The sequence below is a fragment of the Nocardia sp. NPDC050717 genome (genome assembly GCF_040654275.1).
Taxonomy (GTDB): Bacteria; Actinomycetota; Actinomycetes; order Mycobacteriales; family Mycobacteriaceae; genus Nocardia.
Window position 1 is genome coordinate 187,502 of record NZ_JBFAHR010000012.1, and the last position, 19,465, is coordinate 206,966.

Annotated in this window: 21 protein-coding genes; 17 read left to right on the plus strand and 4 right to left on the minus strand. The window is 71.9% G+C overall.

Features of this window, described 5'->3' with window-relative positions; genetic code table 11:
* Positions 1 to 39 precede the first annotated feature (39 nt).
* The 3 genes from AB0H56_RS23390 to AB0H56_RS23400 all read left to right on the plus strand — a co-directional run bounded on the left by AB0H56_RS23390 (position 40) and on the right by AB0H56_RS23400 (position 2,892).
* Complete coding sequence (locus tag AB0H56_RS23390) at positions 40 to 636, plus strand: M15 family metallopeptidase (protein WP_357167004.1); 597 nt, start codon at positions 40 to 42, stop codon at positions 634 to 636.
* Entirely contained in the window at positions 636 to 1,955 is a 1,320-nt protein-coding gene (locus AB0H56_RS23395; RefSeq protein ID WP_357167148.1) for a DoxX family protein, read from the plus strand. Before AB0H56_RS23390 ends, AB0H56_RS23395 begins: the two co-directional genes overlap by 1 nt.
* Before the next feature lie 139 nt (positions 1,956 to 2,094).
* Positions 2,095 to 2,892: an SAM-dependent methyltransferase gene (locus tag AB0H56_RS23400; RefSeq protein ID WP_357167007.1), complete on the plus strand. Its 798-nt coding sequence runs from the start codon at positions 2,095 to 2,097 to the stop codon at positions 2,890 to 2,892.
* Between the two features lie 63 nt (positions 2,893 to 2,955).
* Here AB0H56_RS23400 and AB0H56_RS23405 read toward each other — a convergent pair whose 3' ends face one another.
* Positions 2,956 to 4,362 carry an MFS transporter gene (locus AB0H56_RS23405; protein ID WP_357167010.1) on the minus strand — a complete coding sequence of 469 codons (1,407 nt, stop codon included), beginning with the start codon at positions 4,360 to 4,362 and terminating at the stop codon, positions 2,956 to 2,958.
* Positions 4,363 to 4,471: 109 nt separating this feature from the next.
* On the opposite strand from AB0H56_RS23405, the gene AB0H56_RS23410 reads away from it, so the two are divergent.
* Genes AB0H56_RS23410 through AB0H56_RS23420 form a run of 3 tightly spaced genes read left to right on the plus strand, consistent with a single transcriptional unit; the run spans position 4,472 to position 6,203 of the window.
* Positions 4,472 to 5,047, plus strand: a complete 576-nt coding sequence (locus AB0H56_RS23410) for an XRE family transcriptional regulator (RefSeq protein WP_357167013.1) — start codon at positions 4,472 to 4,474, stop codon at positions 5,045 to 5,047.
* A 38-nt stretch (positions 5,048 to 5,085) separates the two neighbouring features.
* A complete protein-coding gene (locus AB0H56_RS23415; RefSeq protein WP_357167016.1) occupies positions 5,086 to 5,940 on the plus strand; it encodes a DUF6596 domain-containing protein in 855 nt (284 codons plus the stop codon).
* Positions 5,928 to 6,203, plus strand: a complete 276-nt coding sequence (locus tag AB0H56_RS23420; protein ID WP_357167019.1) for a hypothetical protein — start codon at positions 5,928 to 5,930, stop codon at positions 6,201 to 6,203. Before AB0H56_RS23415 ends, AB0H56_RS23420 begins: the two co-directional genes overlap by 13 nt.
* Here the strand turns inward: AB0H56_RS23420 and AB0H56_RS23425 are convergent.
* Entirely contained in the window at positions 6,200 to 6,559 is a 360-nt protein-coding gene (locus AB0H56_RS23425; RefSeq protein WP_357167022.1) for a YciI family protein, read from the minus strand. The genes AB0H56_RS23420 and AB0H56_RS23425 overlap by 4 nt on opposite strands.
* A 168-nt stretch (positions 6,560 to 6,727) precedes the next feature.
* Here AB0H56_RS23425 and AB0H56_RS23430 point away from each other — a divergent pair, with 168 nt between their 5' ends.
* Positions 6,728 to 6,928, plus strand: coding sequence for a hypothetical protein (locus AB0H56_RS23430; RefSeq protein WP_357167025.1), 201 nt, complete (start codon positions 6,728 to 6,730; stop codon positions 6,926 to 6,928).
* A gap of 91 nt (positions 6,929 to 7,019) precedes the next feature.
* Positions 7,020 to 8,030, plus strand: a complete 1,011-nt coding sequence (locus tag AB0H56_RS23435) for a hypothetical protein (protein WP_357167028.1) — start codon at positions 7,020 to 7,022, stop codon at positions 8,028 to 8,030.
* A gap of 41 nt (positions 8,031 to 8,071) precedes the next feature.
* On the opposite strand, the gene AB0H56_RS23440 is transcribed toward AB0H56_RS23435, so the two are convergent.
* Positions 8,072 to 9,109, minus strand: a complete 1,038-nt coding sequence (locus AB0H56_RS23440) for a LacI family DNA-binding transcriptional regulator (protein WP_357167031.1) — start codon at positions 9,107 to 9,109, stop codon at positions 8,072 to 8,074.
* A gap of 158 nt (positions 9,110 to 9,267) precedes the next feature.
* Here AB0H56_RS23440 and AB0H56_RS23445 point away from each other — a divergent pair, with 158 nt between their 5' ends.
* Genes AB0H56_RS23445 through AB0H56_RS23460 form a run of 4 tightly spaced genes read left to right on the plus strand, consistent with a single transcriptional unit; the run spans position 9,268 to position 13,175 of the window.
* Entirely contained in the window at positions 9,268 to 10,557 is a 1,290-nt protein-coding gene (locus AB0H56_RS23445) for an aryl-sulfate sulfotransferase (RefSeq protein ID WP_357167034.1), read from the plus strand.
* 19 nt (positions 10,558 to 10,576) lie between these two features.
* Positions 10,577 to 11,428, plus strand: coding sequence for an ABC transporter permease (locus AB0H56_RS23450; protein WP_357167037.1), 852 nt, complete (start codon positions 10,577 to 10,579; stop codon positions 11,426 to 11,428).
* A gap of 1 nt (position 11,429) precedes the next feature.
* Complete coding sequence (locus tag AB0H56_RS23455; RefSeq protein ID WP_357167040.1) at positions 11,430 to 12,188, plus strand: ABC transporter ATP-binding protein; 759 nt, start codon at positions 11,430 to 11,432, stop codon at positions 12,186 to 12,188.
* A 24-nt stretch (positions 12,189 to 12,212) separates the two neighbouring features.
* Entirely contained in the window at positions 12,213 to 13,175 is a 963-nt protein-coding gene (locus AB0H56_RS23460) for an ABC transporter substrate-binding protein (RefSeq protein WP_357167043.1), read from the plus strand.
* A 55-nt stretch (positions 13,176 to 13,230) separates the two neighbouring features.
* On the opposite strand, the gene AB0H56_RS23465 is transcribed toward AB0H56_RS23460, so the two are convergent.
* Entirely contained in the window at positions 13,231 to 13,830 is a 600-nt protein-coding gene (locus AB0H56_RS23465; protein WP_357167046.1) for a GDSL-type esterase/lipase family protein, read from the minus strand.
* A gap of 99 nt (positions 13,831 to 13,929) precedes the next feature.
* On the opposite strand from AB0H56_RS23465, the gene AB0H56_RS23470 reads away from it, so the two are divergent.
* The 5 genes from AB0H56_RS23470 to AB0H56_RS23490 are packed head-to-tail and all read left to right on the plus strand — an operon-like array spanning position 13,930 to position 19,460.
* Complete coding sequence (locus AB0H56_RS23470) at positions 13,930 to 15,195, plus strand: ATP-grasp domain-containing protein (RefSeq protein WP_357167048.1); 1,266 nt, start codon at positions 13,930 to 13,932, stop codon at positions 15,193 to 15,195.
* Positions 15,192 to 16,019: a hypothetical protein gene (locus AB0H56_RS23475; RefSeq protein ID WP_357167051.1), complete on the plus strand. Its 828-nt coding sequence runs from the start codon at positions 15,192 to 15,194 to the stop codon at positions 16,017 to 16,019. Before AB0H56_RS23470 ends, AB0H56_RS23475 begins: the two co-directional genes overlap by 4 nt.
* Positions 16,016 to 17,113 carry a PLP-dependent cysteine synthase family protein gene (locus AB0H56_RS23480; RefSeq protein ID WP_357167054.1) on the plus strand — a complete coding sequence of 366 codons (1,098 nt, stop codon included), beginning with the start codon at positions 16,016 to 16,018 and terminating at the stop codon, positions 17,111 to 17,113. Before AB0H56_RS23475 ends, AB0H56_RS23480 begins: the two co-directional genes overlap by 4 nt.
* On the plus strand, positions 17,110 to 18,147 hold the full coding sequence (locus AB0H56_RS23485) for an enolase C-terminal domain-like protein (RefSeq protein WP_357167057.1): 1,038 nt from the start codon (positions 17,110 to 17,112) through the stop codon (positions 18,145 to 18,147). Before AB0H56_RS23480 ends, AB0H56_RS23485 begins: the two co-directional genes overlap by 4 nt.
* Positions 18,144 to 19,460, plus strand: coding sequence for an MFS transporter (locus AB0H56_RS23490; RefSeq protein WP_357167060.1), 1,317 nt, complete (start codon positions 18,144 to 18,146; stop codon positions 19,458 to 19,460). The genes AB0H56_RS23485 and AB0H56_RS23490 overlap by 4 nt, the downstream gene beginning before the upstream one ends.
* Positions 19,461 to 19,465: the final 5 nt, after the last annotated feature.

Below are 19,465 nucleotides of genomic sequence, written 5' to 3' on the forward strand. Positions count from 1 at the left end.
CATACGCCCCGGCAACGCCACAGTGCCTTGACTGAGGGCATGCATACCAGCCGACCAGCACGAACCGTGCGTTCCCGCCGCCGATCGTCCAGTCTGACCGCCGCCGCGCTCGTCAGCGCCGCGGCCGTCGGTGTCCTCGTCCTCCAGTCGCAGGCGCCCCTGTCCTTCTCGACCGCCCGCTCGCTCGGCGACCTCGTCGACCGCACGCCGCCCGGCACCACCGTCTTCGACGACGTGCCCGCCGTCACCAACCTCGATCCCGACCTGCGCGCTGCGCTGCGCAGCGCGGCCGGCGACGCCGCGGCGGACGGCGTGGAGTTCGTCGTCAACAGCGGCTGGCGGTCGGCGAGTCAGCAGGAACGGCTGCTGCGCGAGGCCGTCGAGCAGTACGGCTCGTACGCCGAGGCCGCGCGGTGGGTGGCCACGCCGACGACGTCGGCGCATGTGTCGGGCGAAGCGGTCGACATCGGGCCGACCGAGGCGGCGGCGTGGCTGTCGGCCTACGGCGCCGCGTACGGCCTGTGCCAGATCTACGCCAATGAGCCCTGGCATTTCGAACTGCGTTCCGACGCCGCCGAACAGGGATGCCCGGCGCTCTATGCCGACCCCACGCAGGACCCGAGGATGCAGCAGTGATCGCCACGGTCCAGGCTCCGGCGGCGGTGACCACGGCACCCGGATGGTCGCCGCTCACCCGCATCGCGTTCCGATTCTGCGTGGTCTACTGCACCCTCCACTGCCTGCTCGTCACCTACATCCCGTTCCCACTGCTCGGACCGCTCGGCCGCTGGGTCCGCGAGTATCCGGGGCCGTGGAACACCCCGTTCACCGACCCCGTCACCGGGTGGGTGGGCCGCACGGTCTTCGGGGTCGACGCGGTGCTGCGCACCGACTCCGGCGCGGGCGATCAACAGGCCATGTGGGTGCTGTCGTTCTGCCTGCTCGTCGTCGCCGGTGTCGCCACGGCTGTCTGGACGGCGGTGGACCGTCGCACCGCCTACCCTCGGCTGTTGGCCTGGTTCACGCTGGTGCTGCGGCTGTGCCTGGGCGCGATGATGCTGAGTTTCGGTTTCGCCAAGCTGTTCCCCACCCAGATGCCGCCGCCGAGCCTGGCCCAGCTGCTGCAGCCCTACGGTGACCTGAGCCCGGCTTCGGTGCTGTGGTTGCAGGTCGGCAGCTCGCCCGTCTACGAGATGGCGCTGGGCGCGGTGGAAGTGGTGGCGGGACTGCTGCTGTTCGCGCCACGGACCTCGGTGCTCGGCGCGGTGCTGAGCTGCGCGAGCATGGCCCAGGTCCTGCTGCTGAACATGACCTTCGACATCCCGGAGAAGCTGCTGGCCGGGCACCTGCTGGTGTTCAGCCTGATCCTGCTCGCCCCGTATCTGCGACGGCTGGTCGAGGTGTTCGTGCTCGAACGCGCGTGCGCACCGCTGACCGCACCCGCACTGTTCACCGCCGAACGGAAGAACCGGATCGCGGCATGGCTCCAGCTCGCCCTCGGGCTGTGGGTCGCCCTCGGCTGCGGCTACGATCGCGGGATCGTGTGGCAGGAGCAATACAGTGCCCACAGCCCGAAATCGGAGCTGTACGGAATCTGGGACGTCGTGGAGTTCACCAGCGGTGGACAGCCGCGCCCGCCACTGACCACCGACGAGAACCGCTGGCAGCGAGTGGTCTTCGATCGCCCCGGCACCGCGACCTATCAGCGGATGAACGGGGAACTGGTCCAGGTGGGCGCCGAATTCCGGTCGACCCGACAGCTCGAACTCACCACGGCCGACGCGCGACCGTTGGCCACCCTGTCTCCCGAACAACCCGCCGCCGACCGGCTCCTGCTGCGTGGAACACTGAACGGCGACCAGGTGGTGATCACCCTGCAGCGCCGGGATCCCGACAGCTTCACCCTGCGTAACCGGGGGTTCCACTGGGTACAGGATTATCCGTACTTCCGCTGAACAACGGAGCTTTCTCCGTCGTTATCCCCGGCGGTACCGGAACGAATCTTGTACTGTCACAACCGATCAGATGAACCGCTGCTGGTGGATGCTGTTCCGGGGCGGTGATGCTGTCCCCACCCGTGAAGGAGCGAGCCCCATGGCAGACGTGCAAACACCGGTCATCCGCACCGACATCCCGCACTCGGCGCGGATCTGGAACTACTGGATGGGCGGGAAGGACCACTACGAGATCGACAAGGTCGCCGGCGACGCGGGCCTGGCCGTCGATCCCGAGATCTCCACCATGGCCGTGCAGTCGCGGCAGTTCCTCATCCGCGCGGTGGGCCACCTGTCGCGCGAGCACGGCATCCGCCAGTTCCTCGACATCGGCACCGGCCTGCCCACCATGCAGAACACCCACGAGGTCGCGCAGAGCATCAACGCCGACGCGCGCGTGGTGTACGTGGACAACGACCCGCTGGTCCTCACCCACGCCCGTGCCCTGCTCACCAGCACCACCCCCGAGGGCGTCACCACCTACATCGACGCCGATTTCCACGATCCCGAACAGATCGTGGCCGACGCCCGCAACGTGCTGAACTTCAACGAGCCGATCGCGGTGATGTTCATGGGCGTCCTCGGCCACGCCCGCACCTACGACGACCTGCTGCGCATCGTGCGCACCGTGGTCGGCGCCGTGCCCTCGGGCAGCTACCTGATCATGTGGGACGGCACCGACGACAGCCAGGCCTACGTCACGCTGTGCGAGAACTACACCGGCACCGGCGGCACCCCCTACATCCCGCGGCCGCAGGCCCAGATCCGCGCCGTCTTCGACGGACTGGAACTGGTGGAGCCCGGCTTCACCTCGATCACCCAGTGGCGCGCCGACCCGACCGAAGTCGGTTCGGTGCAGCCGATCTCGGCCTATGGGGCCGTCGGCCGCAAGCCCTGATCGCGGGATCTGAAAGGCATGTCACCGCACGGGTGTTCGACGTTCGGTGACATCGCCGGGAGGTCATCGCGAGACCGGGTTCGGCTGTGCTCGACCGGTACCGGGGCTGACGCCCGCGACCAGCAGCAGCACCGCGCCGCATCCGGCCACGACCAGCCAGCCGGGGAGCGCGGCGCTCGCGAAACCGTCGGCGGTGACCTCGGCGACGAGACCTGCGGCCAGGGCGACACCGAGCGCCGTACCGAGTTGCCGTGCCGTGGACGCGGTTCCGGCGGCGACGCCGGCGCGCTCCGGCGGCAGTCCGCTCACGGCCGTGTCGGTGATCGGCGCGTTGGCGAAACCCACCCCGATGCCGACGAGCGCGAGCGCGGTCAGCAGCAGCGGCAGGTTCATGCCCGCGGCGGCGAGCAGCGCGCCGCCGAGCGTCACGCACCCGCCCGCCAGCAGCAGCGGGACCCGCGGGCCGACCCTGCCGACGAGATGGCCCGACACCGGCGCGCAGACGGTGGCGCCCACGGCCATCGGCAGGGTCGCCGCCCCCGCCGCGACGGCCGACCAGCCCGTAACCCGTTGCAGCAGTAGCGTGGTCATGAGCAACGTCATGCTGAAGGCGACGAAGACGGCGATCGCGCCGAGCACCGCCCCGGCGAAACGGGGGACCAGGAACAGCCGAGGCTCGAGCAGCGGCTCCGCACGCCCCGTCTCGACCCGGACGAGAACCGCGGTCAGCCCGGCCACCGCGACGGCGCCGGCAACCGTGCCGGGCGCGGTCCAGCCGATCCGCGGCCCCTCGATCAGCACCGTGACCGCGAGCCACAGCAGCGCGACCAGCAGCAGTTGACCGCGCACGTCGAGCCTGCGGACGCGTGCGCCACGCGATTCCGGGACGACGGCGCCCACGAGCAGGAGCGCCACCACGACCAGCGGCACATTGATCCAGAACACCGCGCGCCAGTCGAACAGGGCGAGCAGCGCGCCGCCCGTCACCGGACCCGCGGCCATGCTCAGCCCGAATATCGCGCCCCAGACGCCGATGGCCTGGGCGCGTTCCCTCGGGTCCGGCATCGCGCTGACCACGATGGCCAGCGCCACGGGCGTCATCATGGACGCGCCGACCCCCTGCCCGACGCGCGCGGCGACGAGGAACGCCAGCGACGGGGCCGCGGCGCAGGCCAGCGACGAGACCGCGAAAACCACGAGACCCGTGCGGAACACCCGCCGCCGGCCGAATCGGTCGGCCACCGCCCCCGCGGTGATCAACAGCCCGGCGAAGGTCACCGTGTACGCGTCGATCACCCAGGCCAGGCGGTCCGCGCTCGTGCCGAGACCGCGGCCGATCTCGGCGAGGCCGACCGTCACGATCGTCGTGTCCAAACCGACCAGGAACAGCGCCGAGGCGCAGATCGCCAGCACCGTCCATCGTCGCCGCGCGGACAGCGCGGGCGTTCCAGGGGTGATCGTCGCGGTCACACCACACCAGCCTTTCGATTCCGCCGGCCCCTGCGCCGGATGCGGTCGATCGTGCTCGGCGACAGCCGCGCCACCCCAGCGGTTTTGCGGAATCTGCAAACATGGACCGATGGACATCGAGACGGCCGAGATCCTGGCGGCGATCGGCCCCCGGCTGCGCGCGGTGCGCCGGGAGCGCGGACTCTCGCTGACCGTGGTCGCCGAGCGCGCGGGACTGTCGGTGAGCACGCTGTCGCGGGTGGAGACCGGGCACCGCCAGCCCACGCTCGACCTGCTCATCCCGCTGGCCCGCGTCTACCGGGTGTCGCTGGACCGGCTGGTCGAGGCGCCTGCCACCGGCGACCCGCGCATGCACCTGCAACCCCACCGCCGCGCCAACGGCGGCGTCGTCGTGCCGCTGACCGGGTACCCGGGCCGCGTCCAGGTGTTCAAGCACGTGCTCGGACCGCGCGAACCCCGGCTGGTCTCGCACAGCGGACACGCCTGGCTCTACGTCCTCGCGGGCACCCTGCGACTGTTGCTCGGCGAGGACGAGCATCTGCTCGCGCCCGGCGAGACCGCGGAGTTCGACGCCACCGTGCCGCACTGGTTCGGCCCGGTCGAGGACACGCCCGTGGAGATCCTGCACCTCTTCGGGCCGCACGGCGACAAGGCCGTTCCGCGCGTGACCCCGGCGGCGGATTGACGCACGGCGGGGGTCTCCCGGTGCGGCACGATGGACCGGTGGACGACGTGGCCGCACTCCTCGACCGGATCTGGCGCACCGACGCGATCGGCATGCTGGGCGCACTCAGCGGGCGGCTCGGCGACTTCGATCTCGCCGAGGAGGCCCTGTCCGACGCGCTGGCCGTGGCGCTCGAGCGCTGGCCCGTCGACGGTGTGCCGGACAGTCCCGCGGGCTGGCTGGTCACTACCGGGTGGCGCAAGGCCCTTGACCGGGAGCGCCGCGCTGTGGTCGGCCGGGCGAAGCTGGCCAGGATCGCCGCGGAACCCGTGCCGGAACCCGGCGCGGACGACCGGCTGGCCATGATCTTCGCGTGCTGCCACCCGGACCTGCCCGAGCAGTCCAGGATCGCACTCACGCTCTATGCCGCCGCCGGGCTCACCACCGCCGAGATCGCCGCCGCCTTCCTGGTTCCGCTGCCGACCATGGCGCAGCGGCTGACCAGAGCCAAACGGCACTGGCGCGACCGTGGCATCGGATTCGAGCCGCCGCGGCCGGACGAGTACGCCGAGCGGCTGCCCGCCGTGCTGTCGGTGATCTACCTGGTGTTCAACGAGGGCTATCTGTCGAGCGGGCGGTCGGCGCAGCGCCGGGAGCTGGCGGGCGAGGGCGTCGAGCTGGCGCGGCAACTGGCCGCCTTGCTGCCCGGCGAACCGGAGGTCGCCGGCCTCACCGCGCTGCTCGAAGTGCACCACGCCCGCGCCGCGACGCGATTCGACTCCCTCGGCCGCCTCGTGCTGCTCGAGCGGCAGGACCGGCGACAGCCCCCAGCTACGCGCGGACTCCCTGGACCGAGGTCCGCGCGCTCTACGACCGGCTGTCCGACCTGGATCCGTCGCCCGTGGTGCTGCTGAACCGGGCCGTCGCCACCCGTTTCGTCCTGGGCCCTGCCCCGGCGCTGGACGAGGTCGAACGCCTCGGGGACCGGCTGGCCGGCTACCACCTCTGGCATGCCACGCGCGCCGACCTGCTCGCCGCTCTCGACCGCAGGTCCGAAGCGGTGGCGGCGGCCGAGCGCGCCCTCGATCTCGCCACGAATCCCGCCGAACGCGAACTGATGTCGCGCCGGGTGGGGGAGTTGCGGCGCCGGGAACGCCCTCGGCGCCCCGGTGCCTAGTCGCGCGTCAGCAGCGGACGCACCTCGACCGCGCTCACTCCGGGCGCGAGCGGCCACGTCGAAGCGATGCGCACCGCCTCGTCCATGTCGTCGCAGTCGAGCACGATGACCGACCCGATCACCTCCTTGACCTCCAGGTACGGCCCGTCGGTGACCACCGGTTCGCCGTTCGCCCCGGCGCGCACCGTCTTCGCGGTCTCCCTCGGTTGCAGCTCGATGCCGCCCTCGGCCACCTTGCCGGTCGGCTGCCACCGCTCGAACCAGCCGTAGACCTCGGTCATCACGTTCTCCTCGGCCGCCGGGGACAACGCGGCCCACTCGCGGTCGTCGCCACAGATCAACATCGCGTATTTCATGATCACTCCTGAAAGGGGAAGGGTTCTGTCCTACACATGACGAACGGGCGGGATCATTTCTCGACAGCTGCCGCCATCCTCGCCGACCCGGACCGGTGCTGTCGGTGGACACGGCTAGGCTCGACGCAAACGCGCGGCCCGCGCGACCTATCTCAGGGGGAACCCGCCGTGACCGCTCCACACCCGCATTCCGCCGATCAGCCGGAGCCGGCCTTCCGTCGCGGTGAGTCCCCCGCCGTCCCCACCCCGGTGTTCAGCGCCGACCGGCCCGGCGAGCCCGCGCCGCCCTTCCCCGAATCCGGCACCGCCACCGCACTACCGACATTCCTGGCTCCGACGGCACACCCGGGGCGCGACGAGTTCGCCTAGCGCCCAACCTCATTCGCCGGCACGCTCGGCCGCTCTCGGTGCCGAGCTGTTCCGATTCGGCAGCTCCCGCACGCGATGGAACCATGGGCGCATGCTCGACGAGATCGACTGGGGTTCGCTCGACCACGCCTACGGTCGCGCGACCGACACCCCGGCCCACCTGGCGGCCCTCACCTCGGCGGACCCGTCCGCGCGTGAGGCCGCCCTCGACCATCTCGACGGCGCCCTGCTGCACCAGGGATTTCCCGCGTCGGCGACCGCGCCGGCGGTGCGCGTCCTCGCCGGCCTGCTCGCGTTCGAGGAGCTCGCTCCGGACGTCCGTCTCGCGCTCCTCGAGTTTCTCGGCTGGGTCGCCGACGCGACCACGTCCGCCGCGCGGGCAAGGCAATTCGCCGACCTCGTCGACGCGCTGCAGCAGGCGGTCGCGGAGTCCTATCCTGTCGTGGTCGGCTTCCTCGACCACGCCGAGCCGGCCGTGCGCGAGCGGGCCGTCTACGCGGCGGTCTCGTCCGTCAAGACCCCGGCGCCGGCCCAGCAGCGGCCGGTTCTCGCCGCACGCCTGCACACGCGGGCGAAGGCCGACACGGCCGAACGTGCCTGGTGGGTGCGGCGTCTCAGCGATCTCGACGACGCCACCGAGCAGTACCTCACCGATCCGGATCCGGCGGTTCGAGTCTGCGCGGCGCTCGCGGCGTGCCTCGCGGACAACGCGGCGGCCACCGAGACCATCGTCGCCGCGCTGACCCACGCGGCCGATCACGGCCTCGACCATCGCGCGCCCTATCGCCTCGGCGAGCTGATCGGCGCCGCCCTCGTCCGGGTGGACAGGTTCGAGCGCATCGCCGCACCGGCACAGGCGATCATTCGCGACGCGGACTGGACGGGCTTCGGTAGCACGTGGGGCCCCTTGCTCCTCGCGCCCTTCGACCCGCCCTGTGACCACCGCGGGCACCTGTCCCGCACGCAACGCGACATCCTCGCCGCCGCAGTCGCCAACCCGCGCCTCTGGAACCCGCGAAACGGCAGCTGCTCCTTGGTGTTCCAGCGCGCCGGCCTACCGTTCCACCGCGAATCCTGCGCCCGGATCGTGGCAGAGCCCTAGCGTCCCGTGCTCCGAACGCGGCCGGTCACCGCCGCGGGGACTCAGGTGAGGTCGTCGTTCCGTGGTGCGCAGCCGCAGGATTCGCCGGGGTGCAGGGTGACGGGTAGCGGCGTGGGCGGGGTGGGGTCCGGTGACGTGGTCAGCAGACGGTCGAGGGCGAGGCGGGTGATCGTGTCGATCGGCTGCTGGATCGAGGTCAGCGTGATCTGGGCGAAGAGCTGGGCGGGACCGGTGTCGAACCCGACGACCCGGATCCGGTGGGGGATGTCGAGGCCGGCGTCGGTGAGGGCCCGGACGGTGGCGGCGGCTTGGGCATTGGTGCCGACGACCATGCCGTCGGGCGGCTCGGTGCGGCCCCGGAGGTGCTCGCGCACCGCGCCGTAGGCGCCCGCGGCGGACAGATCGGTGCGGACGACCGCGGCATCGGTGCCGGCGACGGCGGCGAACCCGCGGTAGCGCTGCTCGACGGTCTCCCGGTCGCCGTAGCGCACGTCCTCGGCGGTGAAGCCACCGACGAAAACGATGTCGCGGCATCCGTGCGCCTCGCGCAGGTGCCGCGCGGCGAGCGCGCCCGCGGCGACATGATCGGCCCCGACGATCGGGGAATCCACGGGACTTCTGGTGTTGTGCACCCACACCACCGGCATCCGCGCCCGCGCGCACACCGCGCCCGTCTCGACGGGATCGACGGCGCCGACCACGATCAGCCCGTCGATGCCGACATCGGTGAAGGCGGTGGCGAATTCGCGTTCGCGCTCGGGGTCGTAGCCGCTGTTGCCGATCATGGTGAGGTGGTCGCGCGCCCGCGCCTCGACCTCGGCGCGCCCGACCAGCGCCGCGTACAGCGGCATCGTCAGATCGGGGACGAGCAGCCCGATCTGACGCCAGCGCCGCGGCCGCCGCAGCGCGCGGGCCAGCCGATCCGGACGGTAGTTCAACTGGTCGGCGGCGGCGAGCACCTTGGCGCGCAGTGCGTCCGATACGGGTCGCGGACCGTTGTTGAGCACATAGCTGACAACGGCGGTGGAGACGCCGGCGCGATCGGCGACGTCGGCGAGGGTGGGGCGTTTAGCGGTCACAATCGGGTCCAGTCTGCTGGTCCGCCGGTCCGTGCCGGAGGCTTTCGTTCATCGTGATTCCTACCCTGTCCTCTGCCGTGATCATCTCTACGCTAATCGATTAGATCCTTAACTCTCACGACCCACACCCGCAACAACCGACAGGTGAAGTAGACGCCATGGCCTACGCACGACTCACGGGAGTCACCCACTACGTCCCCGAGAACGCCCACGACAGCCTCGTGCTGTTCACCGGAGCGGATTCGATCACCCGCCTCATCGCGCTCGACGGGACCGTGGTGCGCGAGTGGCCGCACGCGGGTGTGCCGCCGCGGCTGCTCGATCCGGCTCTCACCGGCAGACGCGGGGACGTCGGTGTGCAGCTCAGCGAGAGCGGTGACGGTCGTGGCGGCATCTACGCCAACGGTACTGTCGGACAGCTGGATTGGTCGGGCGAGGAGGTGTGGGAGTGGGGCCGCCAGGCGCCCGGCGGTGCGGCCCGCCAGAACCACGACTGGCAGCTGCTGCCCAACGGCAACCGGCTGCTGCTGGTCACCGTGCCACGGGTGGTGGCCCAGCTCGGCATCGCCGCCGAGGTCGGCGATCAGGGCCTCTACGAGGTGGACCCGGAGGGCGCGATCGTCTGGCAGTGGCTGGCCGGTGACCACCTCGACGAGTTCGGCTTCTCCGAGGCGGGGTGGGAGGCGTTGCGGGCGACCGCCGCGCGCGACCCCGAGGACCCCTGGGGCTACCTGGAGATGAACAGCGCGACGCCGCTGGGCCCCAATCGCTGGCACGACGCGGATCCCGACGGCGTGTTCCACCCCGACAACATCCTGGTCAGCTTCCGCAAGGCGAACGTGATCGCGGTGATCGACAAGCGCTCCGGCGCCGTCGCGTGGCGGCTGGGGCCCTACTTCGAGGAGGCCCCCGGCGCTCAGCACCAGCGCGTCAACGCGCACAAGGTGCCCCGCCCGGTGGACCAGATCTCCGGACAGCACAATCCGCACCTGATCCCGGCCGGACTGCCCGGCGCGGGCAACATCCTGGTCTTCGACAACCAGGGCGGCGCGGGGTATCCGCCCGCGCCACTGGGCATCTACGCGGGCTCGCGTGTGCTCGAGATCGACCCGACGACCCGCCAGATCGTCTGGCAGTACACCGCGGAGGACTCCGGCAGGCCGTCGTGGACGTTCTTCAGCTCCTTCGTGAGCAATGCCCAGCGGCTGCCCAATGGCAACACCCTCGTCACCGAGGGCATGCAGGGCAGGCTCTTCCAGGTCACGCCGCAGGGCGAGGTGGTCTGGGAGTACCACAGCCCGTATGAGGGCTATGGCGTCGCGGGCGAGCCGGAGGTGCGCGAGCCGCGGGTGCCCGGTGTCGACCGGCTCACGCTGACGCCCCTGGTCTATCGCGCCCAGGCGGTGCCCTTCGAGTGGGTTCCCGGCGGCGCCGCCGACGACGAGTGAGCGGGAAGGGCTGACCATCATGACAAGTATCGTGCGCACCACCGACCCGCCCGCCGCACCAGGCGGCGAGCGCACCCCGACTGTGCCGGGTCGCCGGGTCCCGGCGTGGATCTCCCGCGCGGGCTCGCTCGGCTGGACGCTCGCCGGGCTCGCGCTCGCCGCGCTGGCCTGGACACTGCTCGCCGCCTCCGGCCGGTTCCCCGACGCGCTGCTGCCGGGTCTGCCGGAAATCGTCGGCGCCGCAGGCGATCTCTGGCGCGCAGGCCTGCTCGCCGAGGACGTCCTCGCCAGCCTGCGCCGGGCGCTCGGTGGTTTCGTGCTCGGCGCGGTCGCGGGCCTCGGCGCCGCGATCATCACCGCGACCACCACCCTCGGGCGCCGTCTGCTGCGCCCGGTGCTGCGGCTGCTCGCGCCCGTTCCCACCATCGGGCTCGTCCCGCTGGCCATCCTGTGGTTCGGGCTCGGTGAGGGCAGCAAGGCGCTGGTCATCGCGCTCGGGGTGTTCGTGCCCGTGTGGATCAACAGCCACGTCGGCTTGGCGAGCACGCCGCGCGACTACCTGCAGGCGGCGCGCTGCCTCGGTGCGGGCCGTGCGCAGACCCTGCGCGAGATCGTCCTGCCGGAGGCCGCTCCCGACATCGTGGCGGGCCTGCGTGTCGGCGCCGCGATGGCGTTCGTGCTCATCGTCGTCGCCGAGATGTCGGGCACCACCGCCGGTCTCGGCTACCGCCTCTACCAGGCACAGCTGTTCTCGCAGGCCGACCGGCTGATCGCCTGCCTGATCGTGCTCGGCGTCCTCGGCGCGCTCGTCGACACGGCCATCGCCGCCGCCACCACCCCGATCACGCGCTGGGCCGCGGAGGAGCACTGACATGACGATCCACGCGCAAGACCTGGTCGTGCACTATCCAGGGAACCCGGCGCCGACGCTGCACGGCATCGATCTCACCATCGAGGACGGCTCGTTCACGGTCCTGGTCGGTGCGTCGGGGTCCGGGAAGTCCACGCTGCTGCACTGCCTGGCCGGCCTGATCATCCCGACCTCGGGACTGGTGCGCGACAACGGAATTCCGGTGACGGCGCCCGACCCGCGCCGCGGCGTCGCCTTCCAGCGCGACGTGCTCTTCCCGTGGATGAGCGTGGCCGACAACATCGGCTTCGCGTTGCGCGCCCGCGGCATCGCCTCCGCCGAGCGGCCACGGCGCGTCGCCGAGCTGCTCGACGACGTCGAGCTCGCGCCCTCGGTGCGCGACCGGAGACCCAGCGAGCTGTCCGGCGGCATGCGGCAACGCGTCAGCATCGCCCGGCTGCTGGCGGGCGAACCCGCGGTGCTGCTGATGGACGAGCCCTTCGCCGCCCTGGACGCCCTGACCAGGCTCAAGATGCAGGACCTGCTCACCGGCCTGTGGGCCCGCACCCGCCGCACCGTCGTCTTCGTCACCCACGACATCGACGAAGCGATCCGGCTCGCCGACACCGTCGAGGTGCTCGACAACGGCCGCATCGCCGAACACCTCACCAATCCACTCCACCGACCGCGGCCCGCGGACACCCTCGCCGATCAACCCGGCTACAGCGAGATCCGCAAACAGCTGCACCATCGGCTCGGGATCACCCACGCCACCGTCTGATCCACCCCACCCGAGGACCACCCAGTGAAGACATCTCTCCTTCGGAGCATCGCCGCGGCGCTCACCGCGACCACCCTGGCCGTCACCGGAGCCGCCTGCGGCGCCGCCGACGCCGACGACCCCACCACCTTGACCGTCGGCTTCGTCGTCGACCCGTCCTGGGCACAGATCCCGGTCGCGGACAAGGTGGGCCACTTCGGCCGACACAACGTGACCGTGAAGGTCGTGAACTTCCCGTCCGGAATCGAGGCCCTGCAGGCCGTGGCCGCCGGTCAGCTCGACATCGCGACTGCGGCCGATGTGCCGAGCGCCGCCGTGCTCACCAAATCACCGACCCTGCGGGTCGTCGGCGACGGCGCGCGCTGGGAGGGGTCGCGGATCGTGGCACGCCGCAGCGCGGGCATCGACAGCGTCGAGGATCTCGCGGGCAAAGCGATCGGCACACCGATCGGGACGAGCGCGGCCTACTTCGTCGCGAACACCTTGGCGCACCGGGGAATCGACGCGAACCTCGTGCAGGTGGCTCCGTCGGCGACGGTGACCGCGGCGACCCAGCGCAACGTCGACGCCGTCTCGATCTTCCAGCCGTACCAGGCCCAGGTCGTGCAGGCACTCGGCGCCGACGCGATCGAGCTGACCGGCGGAACCTACCACCAGCACAGCCTGTATCTGGCCTCGCAGCACGCCGTCACCACGAAGTCCGCCGCGCTCTCGTCGTTCTTCGCGGCGCTCGACGACGCCGGGCGGGACCTGAAGAGCCTGTCCGAGCCCGCCCTGTCCGCCGTGGCCGCGGCCACCCAGCTGCAGCCGGATCTGCTGCGAACGGTGTTGCCGCAGTTCGACTTCACCCTCCAGCTCACCCCCGACCTCGCGGCCGGACTGGACGAACTGGGCCGGTGGGCCAAGACCCAGGGCAAGATCCCCGCCGAGACCGAACTCCCGAACTACGCCACGTTCCTCGACGACGGGTTCCTGCCGAAGCGATAGCGACACACAGTGAAACCGCCGGTCGCGCGCGCGACCGGCGGTTTTCGGCTGTCTGCTAACTGTCGATCCACGCCGGCCAGCCACCCGTGAGAACCAGGTCGGCCAGCCGCTGGTAGCCCTGGCTGCCGGGGTGCGCGCCGTCGCCGGCGCTGACCTCGGCGCGCCACACCGGGTCGGCGGCCAGCGCGCGGGTCGTGGCGAGGAACGGCACGTTCTCCCGCAGGCACAGCGCCGCCATCTCGTCGGCGATCGTGGTGACGCGCTCGTAATGCGCCGCGCCGGCATCGATCACCGGTGGCGGGCCGACGACGAGCACGCGGGCGGAGCGGCGCCGGCAGCCCGCGAGCAGCGTGGCCAGATTCTCCAGGCAGTGGGCGGGATCGACGCGGACCCGGCCGTTCTCCTCGACCATGTCGTTGCTACCGAACGAGACGACCACGCGGTGATCGGCGCCCGCCACCGTGCGCTCGTCGAGCTCGCGCTCGTAGCGCCGCAGCACATCCGCGGAGGTGTTTCGGCGGATGCCGAGATTGAACGCCGTGACGTCCGGGCCGGTCGCCGCCAGCACCCGCCCCACCCAGCCCCGGTACTCCGGGTCGCCGATGCCCTGGACGAACGAATCCCCGAGAAAGCACAGGCGCAGATCTCCATTCACCCCGCGATCCTAGGAGACCTGGATCGCACTCGGGGCCACGACTATCGGAAATTAACGATAATGGTTATCATTAGCGCCTGCTCGAGGCTTGGAGGCTTTGTGGGACATCTGCTGATGGTGGAGAGCTGGGTCGGCTCGATGAGCACCCTGCTCCCGGCGGGAATCAAGGACAGCGGTCACGAATTCAGCTTTCTGACCAGGAGGCTCGGGCACTACCTGCGGCCGGACAGCCCCACACCCCACCCGCTGCTCGGCGCGGCCAACGTGTTCACGGCCGACACCAACGACGAGGCGGAGCTGCTGCCCTACGTGCGAAAACTGCACGCGCTGTTCGGCTTCGACGGCGTGCTCACCTCGTGTGACTACTACCTGCCGACGGTGGCCGCGATCGCCGCCGAGCTGGGCCTGCCCGGCCCCGGCCGCGCGGCCGTCGCCGCGGCGTGCAGCAAGCACCGGACCAGGGAGATCTGCGCGGCCGCCGGGGTGGCGGGTCCGGCTTTCGCGGTGGCGACGCGGTGGGCGGAGATCGCCGATGCCGCGACCGCGCTCGGCTATCCGATGGTGGTGAAGCCGGTCGACCTGTGTGGCGGGATGTTCGTGTCCCGCGTGGACGACGAGGCACAGCTGCGGGTCGCGGTCGACCGGATCGCGGACTTCCCGGTGAACGCGCGTGGCCAGCGACGCGCGCCGCAGATCCTGCTCGAAGAGTGTGTGGACGGGCCGGAATTCAGTGTGGAGACGGTGACCGCGGGCGGGCGGACCACCGTGCTCGGCATCACCGACAAGCGGATCACCGGCGCGCCCGCGTTCATCGAGGCGGGCCACATGTTCCCGGCGGCGCTCGGCCCGGATGACTCGGCGGCGATCGCCGCACTCGCCGTCGCGGCCGTCGAGGCGCTGGAACTCGACGCCACCGTCGCGCACACCGAGATCAGGCTGGGCGCCGACGGGCCTCGCCTGATCGAGGTGAACCCCCGGCCTGCGGGCAATCGGATCACCGAGCTGGTGCGCCGCGTCACCGGGATCGACCTGGCGGCGGTGCACGCCCAGGTCGCAGCGGGCGCGACCCCCGATCTGACGCCGCGACCGACCGGAATCGGCAGCGCCGCCATCGCTTTCGCCGTCCCGGCCGAGTCGGGCGTGCTGGCCAGGCTCGACGGCGCGGACGACTGGGCGGGCGACGGCAGGATCGTCGAGCAGAAACTGGCGCGACCCGGCGCCGAGGTGCGGCGGGCCACCGACAACAACACCTACCTCGGGCACGTGATGGTCGTCGACGAAACACCGGGCACCGCAGGGGATCTCGCACAGGGATTGATCGACGATCTGCGGGTCGAGCTCGTCGCGGCCGGTGATCGCGCGTGATCGACGCCACGGTGCGGCCGGCCTCGGTCGGTGACCTCGTCGCGTGGGCCCGCGCGGGCAGGCTCGGTGTCGACCCGGCGAGCGTGCGCGCGTCGACCGCGTTCCTCACCACCTACGGCACCCGCCATCCGGGCCGGAACAGGTCCTACCGCAACGAGATTCTCAGCATCCGGCTCGGCGCCGCCGTCGGTTCCTGCGCGCTCGAGCCCGGCACCGCGACCGGCGATCTCGTCGACGACTGCGTCGCCGCGACGATCGCCGAACTGCTCGACCACCCCGCGCCCGCGGTCCGCGTCGCGGCGCTGGACGCCTACCTGATGCATGTCGAACCGCATCCGCGCGCAGGCGGGCGGCCGGGGGAGCCGGTCGTGATCGACGGGCCGACCTCACTGGCGAAGTCGCGTCGCCGTGCCGCCACCGTCGTCGACCTGCTGCCCGCCGGGGTCGGCCGGGTCCTCGTGGTCGGCGTGGTCGGGTCCTTGCTCGCGGAGCTCCGCGCACGCGAGATCGGTTACCTGCCCTGCGATCTCGCGGGTGGGGTCACCGAGTGGGGCGAGCCGGTGTTCGAGTCCGTGGCCGCCGCGCCGTCCGAATACGACGCGATCCTGGCCACCGGCATGGCGCTGGGTAACGGCGGCTTCGACGAGCTGCGCGGGATCGCGGCTCGCCGGGATGTGCCGCTGGTGCTGTTCGCCCAGACCGGCAGCGCCGTGCTGCCGTGGTTCCTCGACGCCGGGGTGCACGCGGTGTCGGCCGAGCCGTATCCGTTCTTCTCCCTCGACGGCGGGCCGAGCACGGTGTTCACCTATCGGGGGCGCTCGTGATCGCGGCCCAGCCCGCCCTGCTGCGGCTGATCGGCAACACTCCCGTCACCCGCGTCGCGGCGGGAAACAACTGGTACACGGCCAAACTGGAGTCGGCGAGCGTCGCGGGCATGAAGGCGAGGGCGGCGGTCTCGATGCTGCGCGCGGCCGCGGCCCGCGGCGACCTCGCGCCGGGCGCGACCGTGATCGAATCCACCAGCGGCACCCTGGGTCTGGGGCTGGCGCTGGCGGGCAAGGCGCTCGGGCACCCGGTGCGGCTCGTGGTCGACGACGAGCTCGAGCCCGATCTGCGCGCCCTGTTCTCGGCGTACGGCATCGGGCTCGAGGTCGTCACCGCGCCGCATCCGACCGGCGGGTGGCAGCAGGCCCGGCTGGATCGGCTCGCCGAACTGGTGGCGGCCGAGCCGGGCGCGTACTGGCCCGATCAATACGACAATCCCGACAACGCTGCCGGCTACCGGGCGATGGGCGAGGAGATCCTCGGCCAGGTCGATGCCGTGGATGTGCTGGTCGCCGCGATCGGTTCGGGCGGGCACTGCGCCGGGCTCAGCCGGGTGCTGCGGGAGCGCTGGCCCCGGCTGCGGGTGATCGGCGTGGACGCGGTGGGCTCCCGCATCTTCGGGCAGCCCGACCGGCGCAGGCTCATGCGCGGGCTCGGCAGCAGCATCCTGCCCCGCAATGTCGCCTACGCCGATTTCGACGAGGTGCACTGGGTCGGCGCGGCCGAGACCGTCGCGTCGTGCCGTCGGCTGGCGGCGACCACCGGCCTCGCGGGCGGCTGGAGCACCGGCGCGGCGGCACTGGTGGCCGGCTGGGTGGCCGAGCGGGAGCCGGGCGCGCGGGTGCTCACCGTGTTCCCCGACGGTCCGCGCCGCTACCTGCGCACCATCTACGACGACGACTGGTGTCGTGCGCACGGCCTGGAGGCCGGAGTCGCGACGACCCCCACTGTGCTGACCACCCCCGAGGAGGAGGCACACGGCTGGGCCCGCTGCGCGATCGTGCGGGACCCCGCGGCGCGGGCGTCGTCGGCGCGACAGCCCGCGACGGGTTCGTTCGCCGTGCCCGACTCCGCCGAGGAGGTCACGGCGTGAACCTCACCTGGACCATGACACGGCTGGAACTGGCTGTGCCCCTGCGCATCTCGCGGGCGGCGATGACCGGCCGCGACGCGGTGTGGGTGTGCCTGACCGACGACGGCCACGCCGGGTACGGCGAGGTGGTCACCAGTCCACGGGCCAGCCTCGACACCGCGCGGATCGATGCCACCCTGAGCGCCCTCGCCGCGGCGATCACCGAGGACGCCGATCCGGCGGCCCTGCGGGCGCGGCTGCCCCGGCTGCGGGCGGAGTTCGCGGACGCGCTCGCTGTGGTCGCAGCGGTCGACAGCGCGGTCCACGACCTGCTCGCCCGCCGCGCGGGCAGCACGGTCGCCGCGTTTCTCGGGCTGCCGCACCGGGATTCGGCGCCGACCGCGTACACGATCGGCATCATGCCGACGGCGGAGGCGGCCGAGACCGCGAAACGACTGTGCGCCGAGGGGTTCGGTGTGGTGAAGGTCAAGGCCGGGGCCGGGGATCCGGCGGCCGACATCGCCCGCGTCCGAGCGATCCGCGACGCCGCGCCCGGCGCCGAACTGCTGCTCGACCCGAACGGCGGGTGGACCGCCGAGGTCGCGATCGACGTGCTCACGGCGATGGCAAGCCTGGGCATCGCCGCGGTGGAACAGCCGGTCGCGGCCGGTGACCACCGGGCACTGGGCCGGGTGGCGCGCGCGGTGCCGATGCCGGTCGTGGCCGACGAGGACGCGGGCACGATCGAGGACCTGCGCCTGCTGCCGCCCGAGATCGCGGGCATCAACATCAAACTCGCCGAATGCGGCGGCCTCGACGCCGCCCGCGCGATGATCGGCTGGGCCGCGCGGCACGGCAAACACGTGATGCTGGGCTGTCAGGCCAGCAGCTCGCTCGGCATCGCCCCCGCCGTCCAGCTGATCGGCGCGGCCCGCTGGATCGATCTGGACGGGCATCTGCTGCTGGCCGAGGACCCGTGGACCGGGCTCGGCGGCCACGACGGAGTGCTGCGCCGACCGGCGGCTCCGGGGCTCGGCGTCGAGGTGCGCGGGTGAACACGGTGCGGACCTTTCGCACGCTGCCCCTGTCGGTGCGGCTGCTGCTGACCAACCAGCTCGTCGGCAATATCGGCTTCTACCTGCTGGTGCCCTTCCTGGCCGACTATCTGCTCGACGATCTGGCCCTGTCGGCGGCGGTCGTCGGCGTGGTCCTCGGCGTGCGCAATCTCAGCCAGCAGGGGCTGTTCCTGATCGGCGGGTCGGCGTCGGATCGGCTGGGCGCGCGCGGCGTGATCGTCGTCGGTATCGCGATCAGGGCGGTCGGATTCGGGCTCTTCGCGGTCGGCGGCTCGCTGCCCGTGGTGCTGCTCGCCTCGGTGCTCACCGGGTTCGCCGGCGCGCTGTTCAACCCGGCGGTGCGGGCCTACATCGCCCGCGACAGCGGCGAGCGGTCCGCGGAGGCGTTCGCGTTGTTCAACGTGTTCGGCAACGCGGGGTCGGCGATCGGGCCCGTGGTGGGCACCGTGCTCGTCGCGGCGGGGTTCCGGCTCACGGCGGTGGTCGCCGCGGCGATCTTCGCCGCGCTGGCCGTCACGCAGTGGCTGCTGCTCCCGGCGAAGGCGGTCGCGCCCGCGGACGGGGGAGTGCGCGCCGACTTCGCGACCGTCTTCACCGACCGGCGGTTCTGGGCGTTCGCGACGGCCCTCATGCCGATGTTCGCGCTGCAGAGCCAGATCTATTTCCTGTTCACCCTGCAGGCACAGGACAGCGCCGCGCCCGGGCACGGTCCGGCGGCGGTGGCGGCGCTGTTCGTCGTGGAGACCGTCGCGGTGGTGACCCTGCAGGTCCGGGTCACCGGGTTGCTGATGCGCCGAACCGAGCGCGGGCCCGCGATGGCGGGCGGGATGGCGATCATGGGCGCGGCCTTCCTCGTCCCGCCCGCCGCCGCCCAGCTCCTACGCGGTACCGGGACCGGTGTGGCGGACACCGCGCTGCGCGTCGCGCCGGTCCTGCTCGCCGCGGTCCTGCTGGCGATCGGGGTGACGGCGGTGCAGCCGTTCGTCAACGAGGCCATCGGCCGGTTCGCGGGCGCTCGGCTGACCGGCACCTACTTCGGGGCGTTCTATCTCGCCTCCGGCCTGTTCACCGTCACCGCGACCTCGGTGACCGGCGCGGTGCTCGACCGGGCGGGCGGCTCGCTGACCTGGCCACCCGCCCTGCTGTGCGCGGCGGCGGGCGTGGGTTCGGCGGCAGCGGTCCTGGTGCTGCACCGGCGCTCGGCGCTACCCGGCCCCGAAATCAGTTCTCCTCCACCAGTTCCGGCGTCCACAGCGCGCCCGGCGAAAGGCACCGATGACGATGGCGAATAACGGAC